This window comes from Acidobacteriota bacterium (assembly GCA_040752675.1).
In the GTDB taxonomy this organism is placed as follows: Bacteria; Acidobacteriota; Polarisedimenticolia; order JBFMGF01; family JBFMGF01; genus JBFMGF01.
This window is the reverse complement of sequence record JBFMGF010000029.1, coordinates 20131-36135: the sequence shown is the minus strand read 5'-3', so window position 1 is coordinate 36135 and position 16005 is coordinate 20131. Positions and strand designations below refer to the sequence as shown.

Sequence of the window (16005 nt, the reverse complement as noted above, 5' to 3'; positions counted from 1 at the left end):
ATGAGAATCTTATGAAAAGAAGCTTTTGATGATGTCGAAATATATGATGATGCCGGTCAGGACTATGAGAAAGATCAGTCCTAGCTGCATGATTATCTCCTTCACCCGGGCGTTGAAGTCCTTCCTGATTGCGGCTTCGGTAATCAGGATGAGGATGTATCCACCATCCAGAACAGGAATTGGAAAGAGATTGACGATGCCGAGCTGCAGGCTCACCAGCGCGATGAAATAGAGAAAATATATGAACCCTTCCCGGTAGCTTTCCCTCGAAAGGGAGGCGATCTCGATGGGTCCCGAAAAGACTCTTGGCGATAGGCCGCCCCGGATAAGATTCTTGAGCGTTACAAAGATCAGTGTCATGTTGGAGTAGGCAAATCTCAGGCTCTCTGCGACGGCTCCCGGGAAATCTTTCTTGATTAACTTGGTAGCCATCTCAAATCGCACGCCGATGATCCCCCTTCCCCCCTCGTTTCTCGGCGTGACCACTTTCTCTATATTGGTGTTGCCCCGCTTGATCAGAAGCGTGAGAGGGATTCCTGCGCTTTGCGAGAACCGTGAGACCAGTTCCTTGCTGTCATCCACGAGTTCTCCGTTGATCCCGACTATCCGATCGCCAACTTTCAGACCTGCCTTATCTGCGGGCGAGCCTTTGATCACCTCGCCGACGTGATAGGCGATCCTGAAGTAAAGCCCCGTGTATCCTTCCCTGTATTTCGAATCAGGATTGGCAATGATGGAAAGCTCTTTTTCCATCAGCTCTCCACCTCTCTCGACCATGATGCGGGCAATCGTATCCGGTCTCAGGAAGATGATCCTTGTAAAATCCTCGAGCGATCCGAGCTTCTTGCCGTCGATTTCGAGAATCCTATCCCCGGATATTATCCCTGCCTTTTCTCCCGGCGATCCTTCTTTGACAACCTCAACTACTGGTGTGCCCTCGGGGAGTGCGGGCGCCTGGATGCCATGCATGAAGATGAAGGTCGCAAGGACGATGGATAGCACGATGTTAAAGAGGGCACCCATGACGATGACCAGGAACCGCTGGTATCTCGGCCTCGAGAGGAACTCGTTATAATCTAACCGGTCGTGCTCATCTGGATTTTCGCCAGCAAGCTTAACGTATCCCCCAAGCGGGATTAACGAGATCCTGTAATCAGTCCCGCTCTTCCTGCTTCTGTATCCGACGAGTCTATTGCCGAAGCCCAATGAGAAAACCTTCACTTTGATCCGGAAGAGCCTTGCCATGATGAAATGACCGAACTCATGGATGAAGACGAGTATCCCCAGAACGAAGATGAATGTTAAAAATGATTCAACGATGGTACGCAATCAAGCCTCCCTATCCTGCACCTTCAAGTTTAGCTGCATTTATCAACCACACATCTTAAAAGCCATGCAAGATGATCGCATCTGCGCCTATATCTTGAAATCTCAATTAAGTTCCCTGATGAAGCGCAATGTTTCACTCCTTGCCTGACGATCTGCTTCAAGCACTGCTTCCAGAGTGATATCGTGGACGACCTGTGCATGCTTCATCACCCTCTCGATGATTTCCGGTATCTTTGTGAAGGATATCTCTCCGTCGAGGAAGTGCTGTACCGCAATTTCATCGGATGCATTAAGGATGGCTGGCATGGTTCCACCCACTGCTATGGCATCATAGGCAAGCCGCAGGCAGGGAAACCGCTCCGGGTCGGGATGAAAAAACTCCAGTGGCCCCATTGCTGTCAGGTCGAGCGACATAAGATCCGCTTCGATCCTCTCTGGATAAGTTAGCGCATACTGGATTGGTCCCCTCATGTCGGTGATACCCATCTGGCATTTTAATGAACCATCATTGAACTCTACCATGGAATGGACGATGCTCTGCGGGTGGAGGAAGACATCTATCCTTTCCTGGAGAATCCCGAAGAGCCAGCGCGCTTCGATGATTTCCAGCCCCTTGTTCATCATGGTAGCGGAATCGATTGTGATCTTTCGCCCCATATCCCATGTTGGGTGCTTGAGAGCTTCCTCGGGAGTTACCTTTTCAAGCTCTTCCTTTCCGAGATTCCTGAAGGGGCCCCCGGATGCGGTCAGGATCAATCTTTTCACATCCTCTATTCTCTCTCCACGTAGACACTGATGGAGCGCCGAATGTTCGCTGTCGATGGGAAGCACCTGAACATTTTGTTTCTTTGCCTCCCTCATGATGAGCTCGCCACCAACGACCAGAGCCTCTTTATTGGCAATGGCCACAGCCTTACCACTTTCAAGGGCTCGCAGTGTCGGGATAAGGCCAATAGCACCGACTGCAGCCGATATCACAAAATCGGCTTCGCTGTGAGTTGCAACTTGAACCATCCCCTCCTCCCGGCTCACGATCTCTATCTCGTCTCTCACAATGGTGTCTTTGTCTTTTTCCGTTCCAATCTTTCCGCCAGCGGCACGCGCCATATCCTTGATCGCTTTCCTGACCTTCTCTGCGCCGGCTTCCGTTGAGACAGAAACGAGGAGAGGATTGAATTCTCTGATCTGCTCCAGGACGAGAGCAACGTTGTTGCCACAAGAGAGGGCTACGACCCTGAAGCGGTTTCTATTTTCGCGGATTACTTCAAGGGTTTTTCTCCCTATGTATCCGGTTGAACCTATGATCGAGATATTTTTCATGATGCAAAATCTTATCTCATTTGATGAAAAGCTGGTAGTAATAATAAAGGGCGGGACCAGTGAATAGGAGGCTGTCGAAACGGTCGAGAAAACCGCCATGACCCGGAAGTATCACGGAACTATCCTTGATGTTGGCTGCCCTTTTGAATGCGGACTCCGCAAGGTCACCGAAGATCCCGAGAACCCCAAGAACAAGCCCGAGAATTAGAGCATCGTGCAAATCGATTCTTCTGTAGAACCAGAGCATCGCGACGAGAGCAGCAACGATGCTGAACAGGATTCCTCCGATTGCTCCCTCGATCGTCTTGTTCGGGCTGATCCTTGGAGACATCTTATGGCACCCCAGCGTCTTCCCCACGTAGTAAGCAGCAGAATCTCCTATCCAGACGACAAAAAAAAGAAAAACGAGCAGGTCCTTTCCATCCTCACCGGGGATAGCCCTCAGGCCAACCTGATAGCCGAGAGTGTAGCCAATGAAGAAAATCGGAAAGAAGGTCGCCATCACCGAATTAATGATGCCCGGGAAATCATCTATCCTGATCATGGAGATAAGCAGAACGAGCGTGATTGATATGACAATTGGATATCCCACAAGAAATTTCGGTTCGAGGAAGGAGTAGGCGATCCCGAGCGATAGGATCACCCCCAGGACTTTATGGCACCGGTATCCCAGTTGCTCGAGAATCCTGTACAATTCAAGGCTCGCAAACGAGGCTGCAATGCCGCATATCACGAAAAAATAAACAGCGTTACCAAATTTTATGATGACCAGAAGAATGGGAAGAAGAATCATGGCGGTCAGGATTCTCTTCATCCAGTCAACTCCAGTACCTATCACTTTTACCAGAATACCTGTATAAGCACAATCGTTTTCCTATCGCCATCGATTTGATAACTATTTTTTTGTTAGGACCCCGGTGTCTTTTTCTTCCCGGTGATTCTCCTCGATGCCTCCATAGCGGCGTTCCCTCTTCTGATAGTCGGCGATTGCCTGGAAGAGCTCCTTTCGGCGGAAGTCCGGCCATAGAGTCTCAGTGACCCAGATCTCAGAGTAGGCGATCTGCCACAGCAGGAAGTTACTGACCCTCAGCTCCCCACTCGTTCTGATGAGAAGATCAGGATCCGTCAAGCCTGCAGTGTAAAGGTAACATGCAAAGGATCGCTCATCGAGCAGACGCTCATCGATCCTCCCTGCCTTTCCATCCTTCACTATCTTCTTCACGGCATCAACGATCTCTGCCCTTCCACTGTATCCTAGGGCGATGTTGAAGAGGAGCCCGCTATTCTTCTCTGTATCTTTTTCTACTTCCTGAAGGATATCTTCAATCTCTTCCCCGAGGAGATGAAGTCTTCCCATTGCTTTGAACCTGATATTATTCTTGATCAGCGTCTCTTTTTCTTTATGGACATACTCTTTGAGGAGAGACATGAGGGTGTCGATCTCCGCTCTGGGTCTTTTGAAATTTTCGATGGAAAAGGCATAAAGGGTGATAATCTCGAGGCCGAGCTTGGCTGCCGCTTCAATGGTATCGCGCACGGATTCGATCCCGGCCCTGTGGCCGCTGACGCGAGGGAGATTTCTCATCCTCGCCCACCTCCCGTTCCCATCCATGATGATGGCAACGTGCCGAGGGAGATGTGCGAAGTCTATCGTGCGGAGGATATTTTCTTCCTCACTCCCCTTCTCCGCAAGCTCTTCAAGATCAATCATGTTTGTACCTTGCTGCGGATTATATCAACCATATCCTCCATTTTCAATAAATTGCCCGTCTGGAATCTTTTGAGGAATAGATAAGATCAACTTTATATATGAGCTATGCGAAGAGCTGTTGAAATCGATAATTGAGAAACATTAGAGAGGAAAATGCACACACCTTTTTCGGCTATTCGAATCAGATAAAAGTCATTTCTTCTTGTAACCTTCGGGGTGGGCTCTGTGCCATTTCCAGGCTGTTTCTATAATGTCGGCGAGAGATGGAAATCTGGCTTTCCATCTGAGTTCCTCTACGATCTTCGCGGAGCTGGCCAAGAGAACGGCAGGGTCTCCTTGCCTTCTCTTACCGATTTTGACCGGAACATCTCTGCCGGTTACCCGTTTGACCATTTCAATTACTTCAAGAACTGAGAAGCCTTCACCATTCCCGAGATTGAATATCCTGCCTGCGCCTCTATTTCTTTCCAGAAATACCATGGCTAGGATGTGCGCTTCCGCTAGGTCCATGACGTGGATGTAATCTCTGATGCAAGTCCCATCGTAGGTAGGATAATCATCCCCGAAGACTTCTACACTCTCGATCCTCCCAAGGATTGCCAGAAGGAGTCTCGGTATGAGATGTGTTTCATCAGCATGGTTCTCTCCAATCGTTCCATCAGGGTCTGCCCCTGCCGCATTGAAGTATCGTAGCGAAACATATCCGATACTATAACTCCTGCGATACCATTCAAGGGCTCTCTCGAAGGAGAGCTTTGTCTCACCATAAGGGTTCGTCGGATCCTGGGGATGGTTCTCCTTTATCGGGATCTCTTTCGGCTCCCCATAAACGGCAGCGCTGGATGAAAAGACTATCCCTTTTACCTTTTCCTCCCTTAGAAAATCGAGCATGCGGAGCGATTTAATGAGGTTGTTCTCATAGTACTTTGAGGGATTGACGATGGATTCACCGACGAGCGAATTTGCTGCCATGTGGATGATGAAGGGGGGATCGTCATCGGCAATGGCTTTCCCGAGGACTTCAGGGTCGCTGAAGTCACCTATGATTAACCGGCACTCTCCGATGGAGTCTCTATGTCCCTCGCTCAGATCATCGATGACGATGGGCGCCTCGCCCATCTCGACCAGCCTCTTGACAATGTGGCTTCCTATGTAACCTGCCCCTCCCGTCACAATTACCGACATTTCTCTTCCCTCTTATCAATAGATTTTCTAAGAAAAGATGCTTTGTGCATCTGACATCAATACATCCAGCATACATTTAAAAGATTCTAATCCTGCATAAGAACTTCAATAGTACACTCTGGCGAGAAAGAGTCCTTTGGCCGGAGCCGCAAAGCCGGCTTTCCTTCGATCTCTTGCCATCAGGATCTCCTCTATTTCTCGCTCGCTATGTTTCCTCTTCCCTATCTCGATCAGTGTGCCAACGATGTTTCGAACCATGTGTTGCAGGAAGCCGTTGGCGATGATCCGGTATTTGATCATCGCACCCGTAACCTCAATCCCAGAATGATAGACTGTTCTGACCTTGTCTTCAATATTAGAATGAGAGGAGCAGAAAGAGGTAAAGTCGTGTTCGCCGAGAAAGATTGCTGCCGCTATGCTCATCCTTTCCTGATCCAGTTTGTAAGGGATATGCTTTGCCAGAGGGGCCAGGAATGGAGGGATAACCTCTCCGTTCCAGATCTGGTAGTAATATTCCTTTTTCTTGGCATCCTTCCTTGCATTGAAACCCATCTCTGCCTCCCCCATATCTATGACGGCTATCTCTTCGGGCAGAAGCGAGTTGATCCCTTTGAATATCTTATGGATGGGAAGCTGGTTTAACGTCTTGAAGTTCGCGACCTGGGCGAGGGCATGAACCCCCGCATCGGTCCGTCCAGCGCCGATAATCCTTACCTTCTCATTCAGGATCAGAGATAGCTTTTCCTCGATGATCTCCTGGATGGAGAATGCATTTTCCTGGATCTGCCAGCCATGATACTTAGTCCCGACATACTGCAGGATCATCCGAATATTTCTTAGCATCACTTCATCCGACATCGGAATTTAAATCCAATCTTAGAAATCATCGCACTGTCATTGACTGGCAACAGATGTTTAATTTAGGATGAATTATCTTACGCTCTCTCGGCATGATGTCTTAAATTCCACGGAGTATCTTTCAGTATCTATCGTCATTTTGATTCCGAGAGGAATAGTCACTTTCTTCAAGCAATGACCTGCCGGGAAGTTATAGAGGACCGGTATCCCTCTATTCCCGAAATACTCCTCGAGAATCTCTTTGATGCTCCTCTTCCCTGGAGAGAGTCTGGATTCAACGCAGCCAACGAGTCTTCCTACAATCACTCCTCTCAATTTTTCCAGCTTCCTTGCCATGGAGAGATGAGACAGCAACCGGTCGATCCTGTAAGCCTCCTCTCCCATCTCCTCCCAGAATAGAATCTTTCCGGAAAAATCGGGTTCAAAGGGTGTTCCGAGCAGGTTCGCAATCAGCGTGAGACAACCACCCTCTGCGACTGCTTCGGAACGACCTTCAACCAAAACCTGACGCTTTCCTATTTTTATCCTAAAGCTCTTTCCCAAGAGTAGTGCCCACAGAGATTTTTCGTCGTAGCATTTCAGATTCCTCAGCTCCACTGCGACTGGACCATAAAAGACAGGAATATCTACAATCTTTCGTACGGTAAGGAATAAGGATGTGAGATCGCTGTAGCCGAGCAGGATCTTAGGATCTTTCCTTAGCGCATCAAAATTTATTCTATTCAGGATCCTGGAAGTTCCGAATCCTCCCCTTGCGAAGACGATGGCTCTGACCTCGCGATCCTCGATCATCGCATTCAGATCGCAGGCTCTCTCTTCATCGCTTCCTGCAAAGTAACCAGACTTCCTGAAGATGGACTTCCCGAAAATGACATTAAAACCTTTTCTCTTCAGATAGGCCGCTCCTCTCAGCACGTGTTGTCTTTTCACGGCAAACCCCGGCGCCACGATCCCGATCTTCTCCCCGCCTTTCAAGAATCTTATACGCATCATATTAAATACCTTCTTATACTATAAGCCAATGATACTTTCCGGACAATAATAATTAGATTTTATCAATTGATAGTAAATCTTCATCTTGGAAGAACATGGTAGGAAGAAAGCTGGAGAGGGAAGTAAGCCGAATTCTGTCACTGCTAGGCAGTTGGCGATCATTCATCTGGGAGGAAGATTCCTCATCCCCTCAAGCGATCTACCCGGAAGCCTTGAGAGCGGGCCACTCATGAGCTCCCCTATTTGATCTTGCTCCGTGCGGGGTTTGCCTGGCTGCCTATGTTGCCATCGGCACCGGTGGGCTCTTACCCCACCTTTTCACCCTTACCCCGAAGCCTATGAGGCATTGCCGATGGAAAATTTCCACGGCAAGAAAGCCCGAGGCGGTATCTTTTCTGTGGCACTTTCCTTCCCGTTTCCAGGACTGGGTGTTACCCAGCGCACTGCCCTTTGGAGTTCGGACTTTCCTCTCCACCGTTGCCGGTGAAGCGATCGCCTATCCCCCCTCCAGCTAATTGCAAATATACTAGCGCAATGACATAAAAGCAACAATTATGTAAAGCGATGCACTGAGCCTATGAATTGTGTTATTATTATTTAAAACTTTTTAGCCTCCTCAGCGGAGTCTTGGACAAAGGAAGATGGCTCAAGAGAAAAGTTTTCCCAATAGCCCAGATGCCGAACGATCTGTCCTCGGCGCTATAATGCTCGATAACAGGGCGATCAACGTAGCGCAGGAGATCCTTCAGAGCCCTGACTTTTTCCTCGAAAGCCACAGAAAGATTTTTCGAGTTATGGAAGATCTCTCTGAAAGAAGGGTGGCCATCGATATCCTTACGGTCAAGGAAGCGCTGGAATATTCTGGAGAGCTTGAAGCCGTTGGGGGAGCAGCCTATGTCTCCTCGCTGGTCGATGGCGTACCCAAATCGACGAATGTGGAGCATTATGCCAAGATTGTCAAGGAAAAATCAATCCTGAGGAATCTCATCGAGTCTGCCACCGAAATAATTAACAGCTGCTATGAATCCGATTCTCCTCCCGAGGAGCTGCTGGACCTGGCCGAAGCTTCCATATTCAGGATTGCCAGCGAACGACTAAGGACGAACTTCATCCCGATAAGGGACATAGCAAAGGAGAGCCTGACGATCCTGGAGCAGATCGCAGAACACAAGGAGCTCTTGCGCGGAATCCCTTCCGGTTTCGAAAAGTTTGACGAGCTGACGCTCGGTCTTCAGAATGGTGATCTTATCATTATCGCCGCGCGTCCTTCCATGGGCAAAACAACCTTCTGTCTGAACATCGCCCAGCATATCGGAACGAAGACCAATCACAGGGTTGGGATCTTTTCCCTCGAGATGTCCAGAGAGCAACTATTCCTGAGAATGCTCTGTTCCGAAGCCAGGATCGACTCGCATCGCCTGAGGACAGGAGTTCTGAGCAAACCCGAAACGACCAAGCTGAACATGGCATTCAACACCGTCAGCGAGGCTAACATCTTTGTCGATGACACTCCCGGGATCGGGATCATCGAGATGAGAGCCAAGGCCAGAAGGCTGAAGGCGAGGTTTGGCCTTGATCTCCTGATCGTGGACTATCTCCAGCTCATGCGCGGGCGGGGGAAATACGAGAGCCGGTATCAGGAGATTACCGACATCTCCCGCTCTCTGAAGGAGCTTGCCAAAGAGCTTAGGATCCCCATTATCGCTGTGTCGCAGCTTAGCAGGGCGCCGGAGCAACGCGGCAAGGACCGCAGGCCACAGCTCTCCGACCTTCGCGAATCAGGCGCCATAGAGCAGGATGCGGATCTCGTCGCCTTCATTTACAGGGACGAAGTTTACAACCTGGATGACCCTGAGAACAAGGGAAAAGCGGAAATCATCATCGCAAAACAGAGAAATGGTCCCACCGGTACCGTCAATCTTGTTTTCATCAAAGAGTACACGAAGTTCGAGAATCTTGAAACGGTCAGATACGGAGTCTCATAGAAATGCTGTCATGCAAAGATACCATCGAGGAATGCAGAAGAAGATTCATGTTATAGAAATAGAAAAATTCCGACCGACATGGGCTGAGATCGATTTAGATTCCCTTATATTCAACGTCAAGTTAATCCAAAGGAAGGTTGGAAGATCCAGGATATTTCCCGTAATCAAGGCATCGGCCTATGGCCATGGAACAGTCGAAGTATGCTCAGCCCTGGAGAAGTTCAACTTTGATTATCTCTGCGTGGCACTTCTTGAAGAGGCCATCGAGCTCAGAAAAGCCGGATTCCGTCTCCCTCTCCTGATACTCGGCCCTCTGGAGAAATATCAACTGGAAGATGCCATACGATTCAGACTTACTCCCTCAGCTTACAGAATGGACATCCTGGAAGAGATTGAGAAGGTAGCCTCCAAATCGAAGAGAAGGATTTCCTTCCATGTAAAGATAGATACCGGCATGGGACGGTTGGGATTTCTGCCCCGGGAAGCCGAATCCATAGCCGCCATGATCAAGAGATTTCGATTTGCTCGCCTGGAAGGAGTCTTTTCAAACTTCTCTTCTGCCGATGAACCATCGAAGTCTGCTACGAAAGATCAGCTTAAGGTTTTCCTGGATTTTCTATCTGTCATCAGGAGGAACGGCATCTATATCAGGATCAGTCATCTCGCCAACAGCGCCGGCATTCTGAACTTCCCTGAATCATATTTAGATGCTGTGCGGCCGGGCCTGCTCATTTACGGGATAAACCCGACATCCTCTCCTGAGAAATTAAACGTGAAGCCGGTCATGAGTCTCCGGAGCAGGATCGTGTCCCTGAAAGATTACGAGAAGAATTCTCCTATAGGCTACAGTGCCCGATTCTTCACTAAGAGAAAGAGCCGGATTGCAGTTCTTCCCATCGGATACGATGACGGCCTTGTCAGAGCCCTCTCACCGGGCGGCGAAGTGATCATCCATGGACGAAAGGCTCCTATAGTAGGATCCGTGAGCATGGATCTCATCACGGTCGATGTCACCGGGATCAATCGAGTCGGGCTCGGCGATGTCGCTACCATCATAGGCTCCGATTCCACAGAAACGATTACCGTCACCGAGCTCGCCAGAAAGGTCGGAACGATTCCATACGAAATCTTCTGCGGCCTTGGCAGAAGGATTCCAAGAATCTACATCCAGAATCACAAGCCAATCTCAATCAGCTCTTTCATGTTACTGCGGCAGGCATGAAGCTGTGCTATTCTATTAAAGATTTTCCCTGATGGCTCAAAGCCATCTTAAAAGGAAAACCCTCAAAGGAGGTTACGGTATTGGAGAAACATATACTCAAGATCATCGTTATCATCGTATCCCTCATTCTCCCTTTCTATTTCGATCCTTTTTCCAGCCTTGGTTTCGTTCCGGCAAGCGTCTTCATTTTAAATCTAGTCCTTGGCTTTCTCATCGCAGTAGCCATTCTTGCACTTCAGTGGAAATTTAAAAACATTGAGCTCAGAGTGACAATCGGAGCAGCCGTGGGGGTCGTGGTCGGCGCATGGCTTGCCCTCATCGTCAACAGGCTCTTTCCCGCCGATCTGAAGATGCTCGGAGTTTCGCTCCTCATCATCCGTCCAACCATCTATCTCTTCTTCCTTTACACCGGGATAACACTCGGGGCAAGGACGGGAGAGCGATTCGCCATGGAGAAGCTCGTTTCACTATTTAAGGAAGGGGAATTGCGGAAGATGTACAAGATCTTGGATACTTCCATCATCATCGACGGGAGGATTGCGGACCTCTGCGAGACCGGGTTTATCGATGGGATTCTTATCATACCCCAGTTCGTTTTGAAGGAGCTTCAGTATATCGCTGATTCCAGCGACTCCATCAAGCGCAACAGGGGAAGAAAGGGGCTGGATGTCCTTCAGAGGCTGAAGAAGAGTTCACTCATCAAGCTCATCATCAGCGAGGTCGATTTCCCAGAGATCCACGAGGTGGACATCAAGCTCATCGAACTCGCTAGGCAGATGAATGCCAAGATTATCACCAATGACTTCAACCTCAACAAAGTAGCTCAGCTCAGGGGTATCGATGTCCTCAACATCAACGAGCTAGCAAACGCTCTGAAACCCGTCGTTCTTCCTGGTGAGATCATGAAAGTCTTCATCCTGAAGGAGGGGAAAGAGATGAACCAGGGTGTGGGCTATCTTGATGATGGGACCATGGTTGTTGTGGACAATGCCAGAAGACAGATCGGTAAGACGATCGATATCACAGTGACGAGCGTCTTGCAGACGACGGCGGGGAAGATGTTCTTCGGCAGATACGGAAACGACACGGAAAAAATGCGCAAGGATAGAGAAGAATCCTGATGCTTGGATCGAGAATAGCCATCCTTTCGCTGATAATGGCCCTATTTCCGGCATTCCTCGGAGCCGCAACCTGGCATGCCGAGAAACCATCCTTCTTCGTCAACCACTTCGAAAACAGGAGCAGCGAACGTGGCTATTACTGGATCGGAGAGGCTATCGCTGACCTTATATCGCTGGTTATCGAAACAAACGGGGAAGATGTCATAGCGCGAAAAGACAGACTGGATGTCTATAACACCTTCGGCTTTTCACCGATTTCCTCTCCTACGCTTGCCACGCAGATCAGGATGGCGGAGCACCTGCAGGCGACGCATCTAATTTACGGGTCTTTTGATTCCGTGGAGGGTTCTCTGACCGTTCAGATCACCATTCTCGATATTCAGAAGGCATCCCTGTTGAAAAAGTTTAGCGTGTCGGCGACAGTCAGAGAGATTCTCTCCCTGAAGAAAGAGATCTGCAAGAATCTATTCCTCAATGGACAATCCATGGACTGCAGCACCCTTTTCCGGGGAAGCGAGGAAGATGCAGTCCCTCTTCCTGCATACGAGGCTTTCATAAAAGCCACGATCGAAGATTCCTTCGCACGAAAGGAAGAGCTCTACGGAAAAGCAATTGCGCTTTTTCCGGATTTCTCACGAGCCGCCTACGAACTTGGACTACTCTATTTCAACAACTCTCAGTTCAAAGAAGCGGAAAAAATTCTCTGGAAGCTTCAAGAGCGAAAATTCCCGACAGCAGCGGATGCCTGCTTGATCCTCGGCGAGATATTTCTGGATAGAGGAAGAAACTCGGATGCCACCGAAGTCTTGAAGAAGGCGGTTTCTTACGGTGGAACGGGAAAGGCTCATTTCCTCCTCGCCAAGGCCTATTACATGTCGGGTGATCTTGAAAACGCCAGAAGAGAGCTGGAGATCTCGATCAAACTGGACCCAACCGACATCGACGCCCGCTCCTTAAAAAAAACCCTCGATCAGAAGAAGGAATAAGCCAGAAAAGACGATTGCTTCTCTCAGCGACATTCTCTGGTTTATTTTCCTCAGATTGGGAAGGAGTCTTCATGACGGTCCAGCATTTTGATCTGCCTGATCCACTGATTCTTCAGGATGATGAGAATCCTGAATGTGAGATCGGCAATCTTCCGGTTGGGGCTCTTCCAATCCTTCTCAAGACGAATGAAGTGTCCCCACTTGCTTCCGGAATTGAAATACTCGATTTCGATGATCCACCGGCCATCCTTCTGCTGCTTGCTCATCACCCAGTCCATGTTGTTCATCAGAAACGGATAGCGGTTGACCAGGCCAAGCTTTGCCAGCATCTCCATGATATGGAGGAAATAATCAAGCGACTTTCTCTTGAGATAGAAATCAATTCCTTTCAACTCGAGTCCCCACCCTTTGGCAAAATAGCCTTTCGCGGTCTTGACCAGACCGATGGCCGGTCCCAGGCTCTGGTAGGTGTCGCTGATGGCATAATCGAATATCTTCTTGAGATTGATTTTGGCGAACTCTCCGTCGAGGAGCCATGGGTTGCCGGCGAAGAGGGACAGAGTGTAATAGTCGGGGATGAACGGGAAGCCGTGGCGGAAAGCCTCTCTTCTAATAATGGGATATGCAGCACCTGTCTTCTCGATCGGGTCCTTGGCGATTGGATCGGAGACAAAGGCGGAAACATTTTCAAGGATTTCGAGAATTCCTTCCTTGATCTTTGGATCATCGTTGAACCCCAACCTGGAGAGCAAGCCGAGCGCCAGGATCTTGAAGAAGTACCGGTAATAATGAAGACGTGGTTCATCCGCCCGGATCTGCTTCTTATACTCGTAAAAGTTGATCTCCTTGATCTTCGTCTTCAGGAATTGCCTGAGAACCTTCACCGCCTTTTTGATCTCCGCGAAATCCCGGTCCCATCCTAGCTCGCAGAGCATAGTCAGGCAGCATTCCATCGATTTCTCCCATTCCTGCTTGCTACTTGAGTGGATCTTGTTCCCGAAAGTTCCATCCTTTTTCTGCATCCTTGCGATCTTTGTAGCGGCCTGGTAGGAAACCACCTCTTCCCTCGCCTTCTGTACGTCTGGGTCAACGGCAGGCTTATCAAGAAGCTCTCTCAAGACCCTGTATTTGATCGACGGAGCTGCAAAATCCAGCAACCACTCTGTCGGGTCACCTCTAAGAGATGATTTCCAATCTCCCATTTTTTCTCCTCACAGGATAATAGATTGATATACAAAAACCGCGTTACGGATCAGAGCGTTCTTATTTCGGAAGCCTTACTTTTATGAAAGGCGTTCAGAATCGCAGAGAAATACTCAAAGAGGTAGAGCGAATCGTGGGGGCCTGGAGATGACTCAGGATGATACTGAACGGAGAAGATTGGAAGCTCCCGGTGCCTCATCCCTTCGACAGTCTCGTCGTTCAGATTAATGTGAGTGATCTCAATCCACGTTGGAAGAGAAGTTGCGTCAACGGCATACCCGTGATTCTGCGCCGTGATCTCCACCCTCCCAGTCAATAGATTCATGACAGGCTGATTCCCGCCCCTGTGGCCGAACTTTAACTTGAATGTCTTGCCGCCAAAGGCGAGCCCGAGTATCTGATGGCCCAAGCATATGCCGAAGATCGGGAGTTTCCCGATCAGCTTTCCGATTTGAACTATGGCGTAATCGACCACTGCAGGATCCCCTGGACCGTTGGACAGGAAGAGACCATCGGGCTGCAATGCGATGACCTCCTCTGCATTCGTCCAGGCCGGGACGACCGTCACTCTCATCCCCGAATCGTGGAGACATCTCTTAATATTCAGCTTGATGCCGAAATCGTAAGCTACGATATGGTAAGCCCTCTCATCGGATGGTCTCTTTATCCCTGATGCCCACTCTTCTTCCCTGCCCCCGCTCCACGAGAATGGTGTGCTGCACGAAACCTTCCTGACGAGATCCTCGTCCTTCAGAGACGCAGCGTTCTTCGCTTTCCGGATAAGACTGTCAATATTTTTGTCAAGAGTGGAAATAATCCCCTTCATTACCCCTTTGGAGCGGATATGCTTCGTGATTGCTCTGGTATCAACTTCTGAGATGCCAACGATCCCGTTCTCTTTCAGATACTGATTCAGGTCTTTCCCCGAGCGCCAGTTACTGTGGATCTCACTCATCTCCCTGATGACGAAACCTTCCACTTTCGGAGAGGCAGATTCTCTATCCGTATCGTTTATCCCGCAATTCCCAATCTCAGGATAGGTCATTACCAGGATTTGTCCCTTGTAGGAAGGATCGGTCAGGATCTCCTGATACCCCCACATCGATGTATTGAAGACCACTTCGCCCGTTCTTTCTCCGATAGCGCCGAAGGATCTCCCCATGAAGTATCTTCCATCTTCAAGGGCCAGGATCGCTTGCATTCAATTTTTCCTTATATTTATCTAAAAACCTTATTCAAAACAACCCAGCAATCCGGATCTTTCAGAACAGGGCGACAGACTATGCATCAACTATCGCCGGTCTCACTTTGACCTTTCCTTCTTCTTCCTCAAGGTGTGCGAAAGGAGTATCAGCATCATGAGCGAATGTCATCAACCATTTTTCACCAATCGCTTTCGGTATGATCTTCTTCTTCGTCTCGAGTGTCTTTAGAGGAAACAGGTCATAGCTCATGATGTAAGGAAGGTTGATATGCGCCTTGAGTGGAAAAAGGTCCGCCGAAAAAAAGAGCTTCTTACCGCTACCTTCGATCAGGGTGCACTGCATTCCCTCGGTATGCCCATCCGCAATAAATACAGATAGTCCAGGATATATCTCGCAGTCTCCGTCGATCCTTTTAACCTGTTTTGCCTTGAGCAGCGGCTCAAAATTGTGTCTGATGTAGCTTGCCCTTGTCTTCTCGTTTGGATTAAAAGCCGCATCCAGTTCTTTCTTCTGAATGAAGTGGATTGCCTTCGGGAAAGTGGGGATAAATTCTCCATTTTTCCTTCCTGCTATCCTTACTGCTCCGCCACAATGGTCGAAGTGGAGATGGCTCAGAATCACGACATGGATATCTTCAGGATCAACACCAAGCTCGGCAAGCTTAATGTCAATGCTCTGCCCCTCGACTGCATAGATATCCCTGAACTTACTGTCTTTTCTGGCTCCCAGACCTGCTTCCACAAGGGCCTTTATCCTCCCGTCGGTGATGAAGAGACAGTTGGAAGTCATCTTGATTCTATTTTTCTCATCGGGGGGATTGGTTCTTTCCCAGAGAGTGCGGGGAACGATTCCGAACATTGACCCGCCATCAAGTCTGAAGTCCTCGC

The 16005-nt window shown here is 49.1% G+C and carries 14 protein-coding genes and 1 other RNA gene; 4 read left to right on the top strand and 11 right to left on the bottom strand.

What is annotated here, in order from left to right:
* Positions 1-9: 9 nt before the first annotated feature.
* The 8 genes from rseP to rnpB all read right to left on the bottom strand — a co-directional run bounded on the left by rseP (position 10) and on the right by rnpB (position 7905).
* A complete protein-coding gene (rseP, locus tag AB1756_03095) occupies positions 10-1329 on the bottom strand; it encodes an RIP metalloprotease RseP (GenBank protein ID MEW5806321.1) in 1320 nt (439 codons plus the stop codon).
* A 102-nt stretch (positions 1330-1431) separates the two neighbouring features.
* Positions 1432-2649, bottom strand: coding sequence for a 1-deoxy-D-xylulose-5-phosphate reductoisomerase (locus tag AB1756_03090; GenBank protein ID MEW5806320.1), 1218 nt, complete (start codon positions 2647-2649; stop codon positions 1432-1434).
* Positions 2650-2665: 16 nt separating this feature from the next.
* Positions 2666-3463 carry a phosphatidate cytidylyltransferase gene (locus AB1756_03085; GenBank protein ID MEW5806319.1) on the bottom strand — a complete coding sequence of 266 codons (798 nt, stop codon included), beginning with the start codon at positions 3461-3463 and terminating at the stop codon, positions 2666-2668.
* 81 nt (positions 3464-3544) lie between these two features.
* On the bottom strand, positions 3545-4360 hold the full coding sequence (locus tag AB1756_03080; protein MEW5806318.1) for an isoprenyl transferase: 816 nt from the start codon (positions 4358-4360) through the stop codon (positions 3545-3547).
* Positions 4361-4552: 192 nt separating this feature from the next.
* Positions 4553-5545, bottom strand: a complete 993-nt coding sequence (gene galE, locus AB1756_03075; GenBank protein ID MEW5806317.1) for a UDP-glucose 4-epimerase GalE — start codon at positions 5543-5545, stop codon at positions 4553-4555.
* Between the two features lie 105 nt (positions 5546-5650).
* Complete coding sequence (gene truA / locus AB1756_03070) at positions 5651-6388, bottom strand: tRNA pseudouridine(38-40) synthase TruA (protein MEW5806316.1); 738 nt, start codon at positions 6386-6388, stop codon at positions 5651-5653.
* Positions 6389-6475: 87 nt separating this feature from the next.
* Positions 6476-7396, bottom strand: coding sequence for an LD-carboxypeptidase (locus AB1756_03065; GenBank protein MEW5806315.1), 921 nt, complete (start codon positions 7394-7396; stop codon positions 6476-6478).
* 108 nt (positions 7397-7504) lie between these two features.
* An RNA gene (gene rnpB, locus AB1756_03060) (RNase P RNA component class A) lies at positions 7505-7905 on the bottom strand.
* A 132-nt stretch (positions 7906-8037) separates the two neighbouring features.
* On the opposite strand from rnpB, the gene dnaB reads away from it, so the two are divergent.
* From dnaB to AB1756_03040, 4 genes are all read left to right on the top strand, one after another.
* Complete coding sequence (dnaB, locus tag AB1756_03055) at positions 8038-9381, top strand: replicative DNA helicase (protein MEW5806314.1); 1344 nt, start codon at positions 8038-8040, stop codon at positions 9379-9381.
* A 31-nt stretch (positions 9382-9412) separates the two neighbouring features.
* On the top strand, positions 9413-10603 hold the full coding sequence (gene alr, locus AB1756_03050; protein ID MEW5806313.1) for an alanine racemase: 1191 nt from the start codon (positions 9413-9415) through the stop codon (positions 10601-10603).
* An 80-nt stretch (positions 10604-10683) separates the two neighbouring features.
* Positions 10684-11724: a PIN domain-containing protein gene (locus AB1756_03045; GenBank protein ID MEW5806312.1), complete on the top strand. Its 1041-nt coding sequence runs from the start codon at positions 10684-10686 to the stop codon at positions 11722-11724.
* A complete protein-coding gene (locus AB1756_03040) occupies positions 11724-12710 on the top strand; it encodes a tetratricopeptide repeat protein (GenBank protein MEW5806311.1) in 987 nt (328 codons plus the stop codon). Before AB1756_03045 ends, AB1756_03040 begins: the two co-directional genes overlap by 1 nt.
* Before the next feature lie 50 nt (positions 12711-12760).
* Here the strand turns inward: AB1756_03040 and AB1756_03035 are convergent, their stop codons facing one another.
* The 3 genes from AB1756_03035 to AB1756_03025 form a co-directional block, all read right to left on the bottom strand.
* Positions 12761-13912: a hypothetical protein gene (locus AB1756_03035; protein MEW5806310.1), complete on the bottom strand. Its 1152-nt coding sequence runs from the start codon at positions 13910-13912 to the stop codon at positions 12761-12763.
* A 50-nt stretch (positions 13913-13962) separates the two neighbouring features.
* The gene (gene carA / locus AB1756_03030; protein ID MEW5806309.1) at positions 13963-15114 is read right to left on the bottom strand and encodes a glutamine-hydrolyzing carbamoyl-phosphate synthase small subunit; all 1152 of its coding nucleotides are present in this window, start codon (positions 15112-15114) and stop codon (positions 13963-13965) included.
* A 79-nt stretch (positions 15115-15193) separates the two neighbouring features.
* Entirely contained in the window at positions 15194-15976 is a 783-nt protein-coding gene (locus tag AB1756_03025; GenBank protein ID MEW5806308.1) for an MBL fold metallo-hydrolase, read from the bottom strand.
* Positions 15977-16005 lie beyond the last annotated feature (29 nt).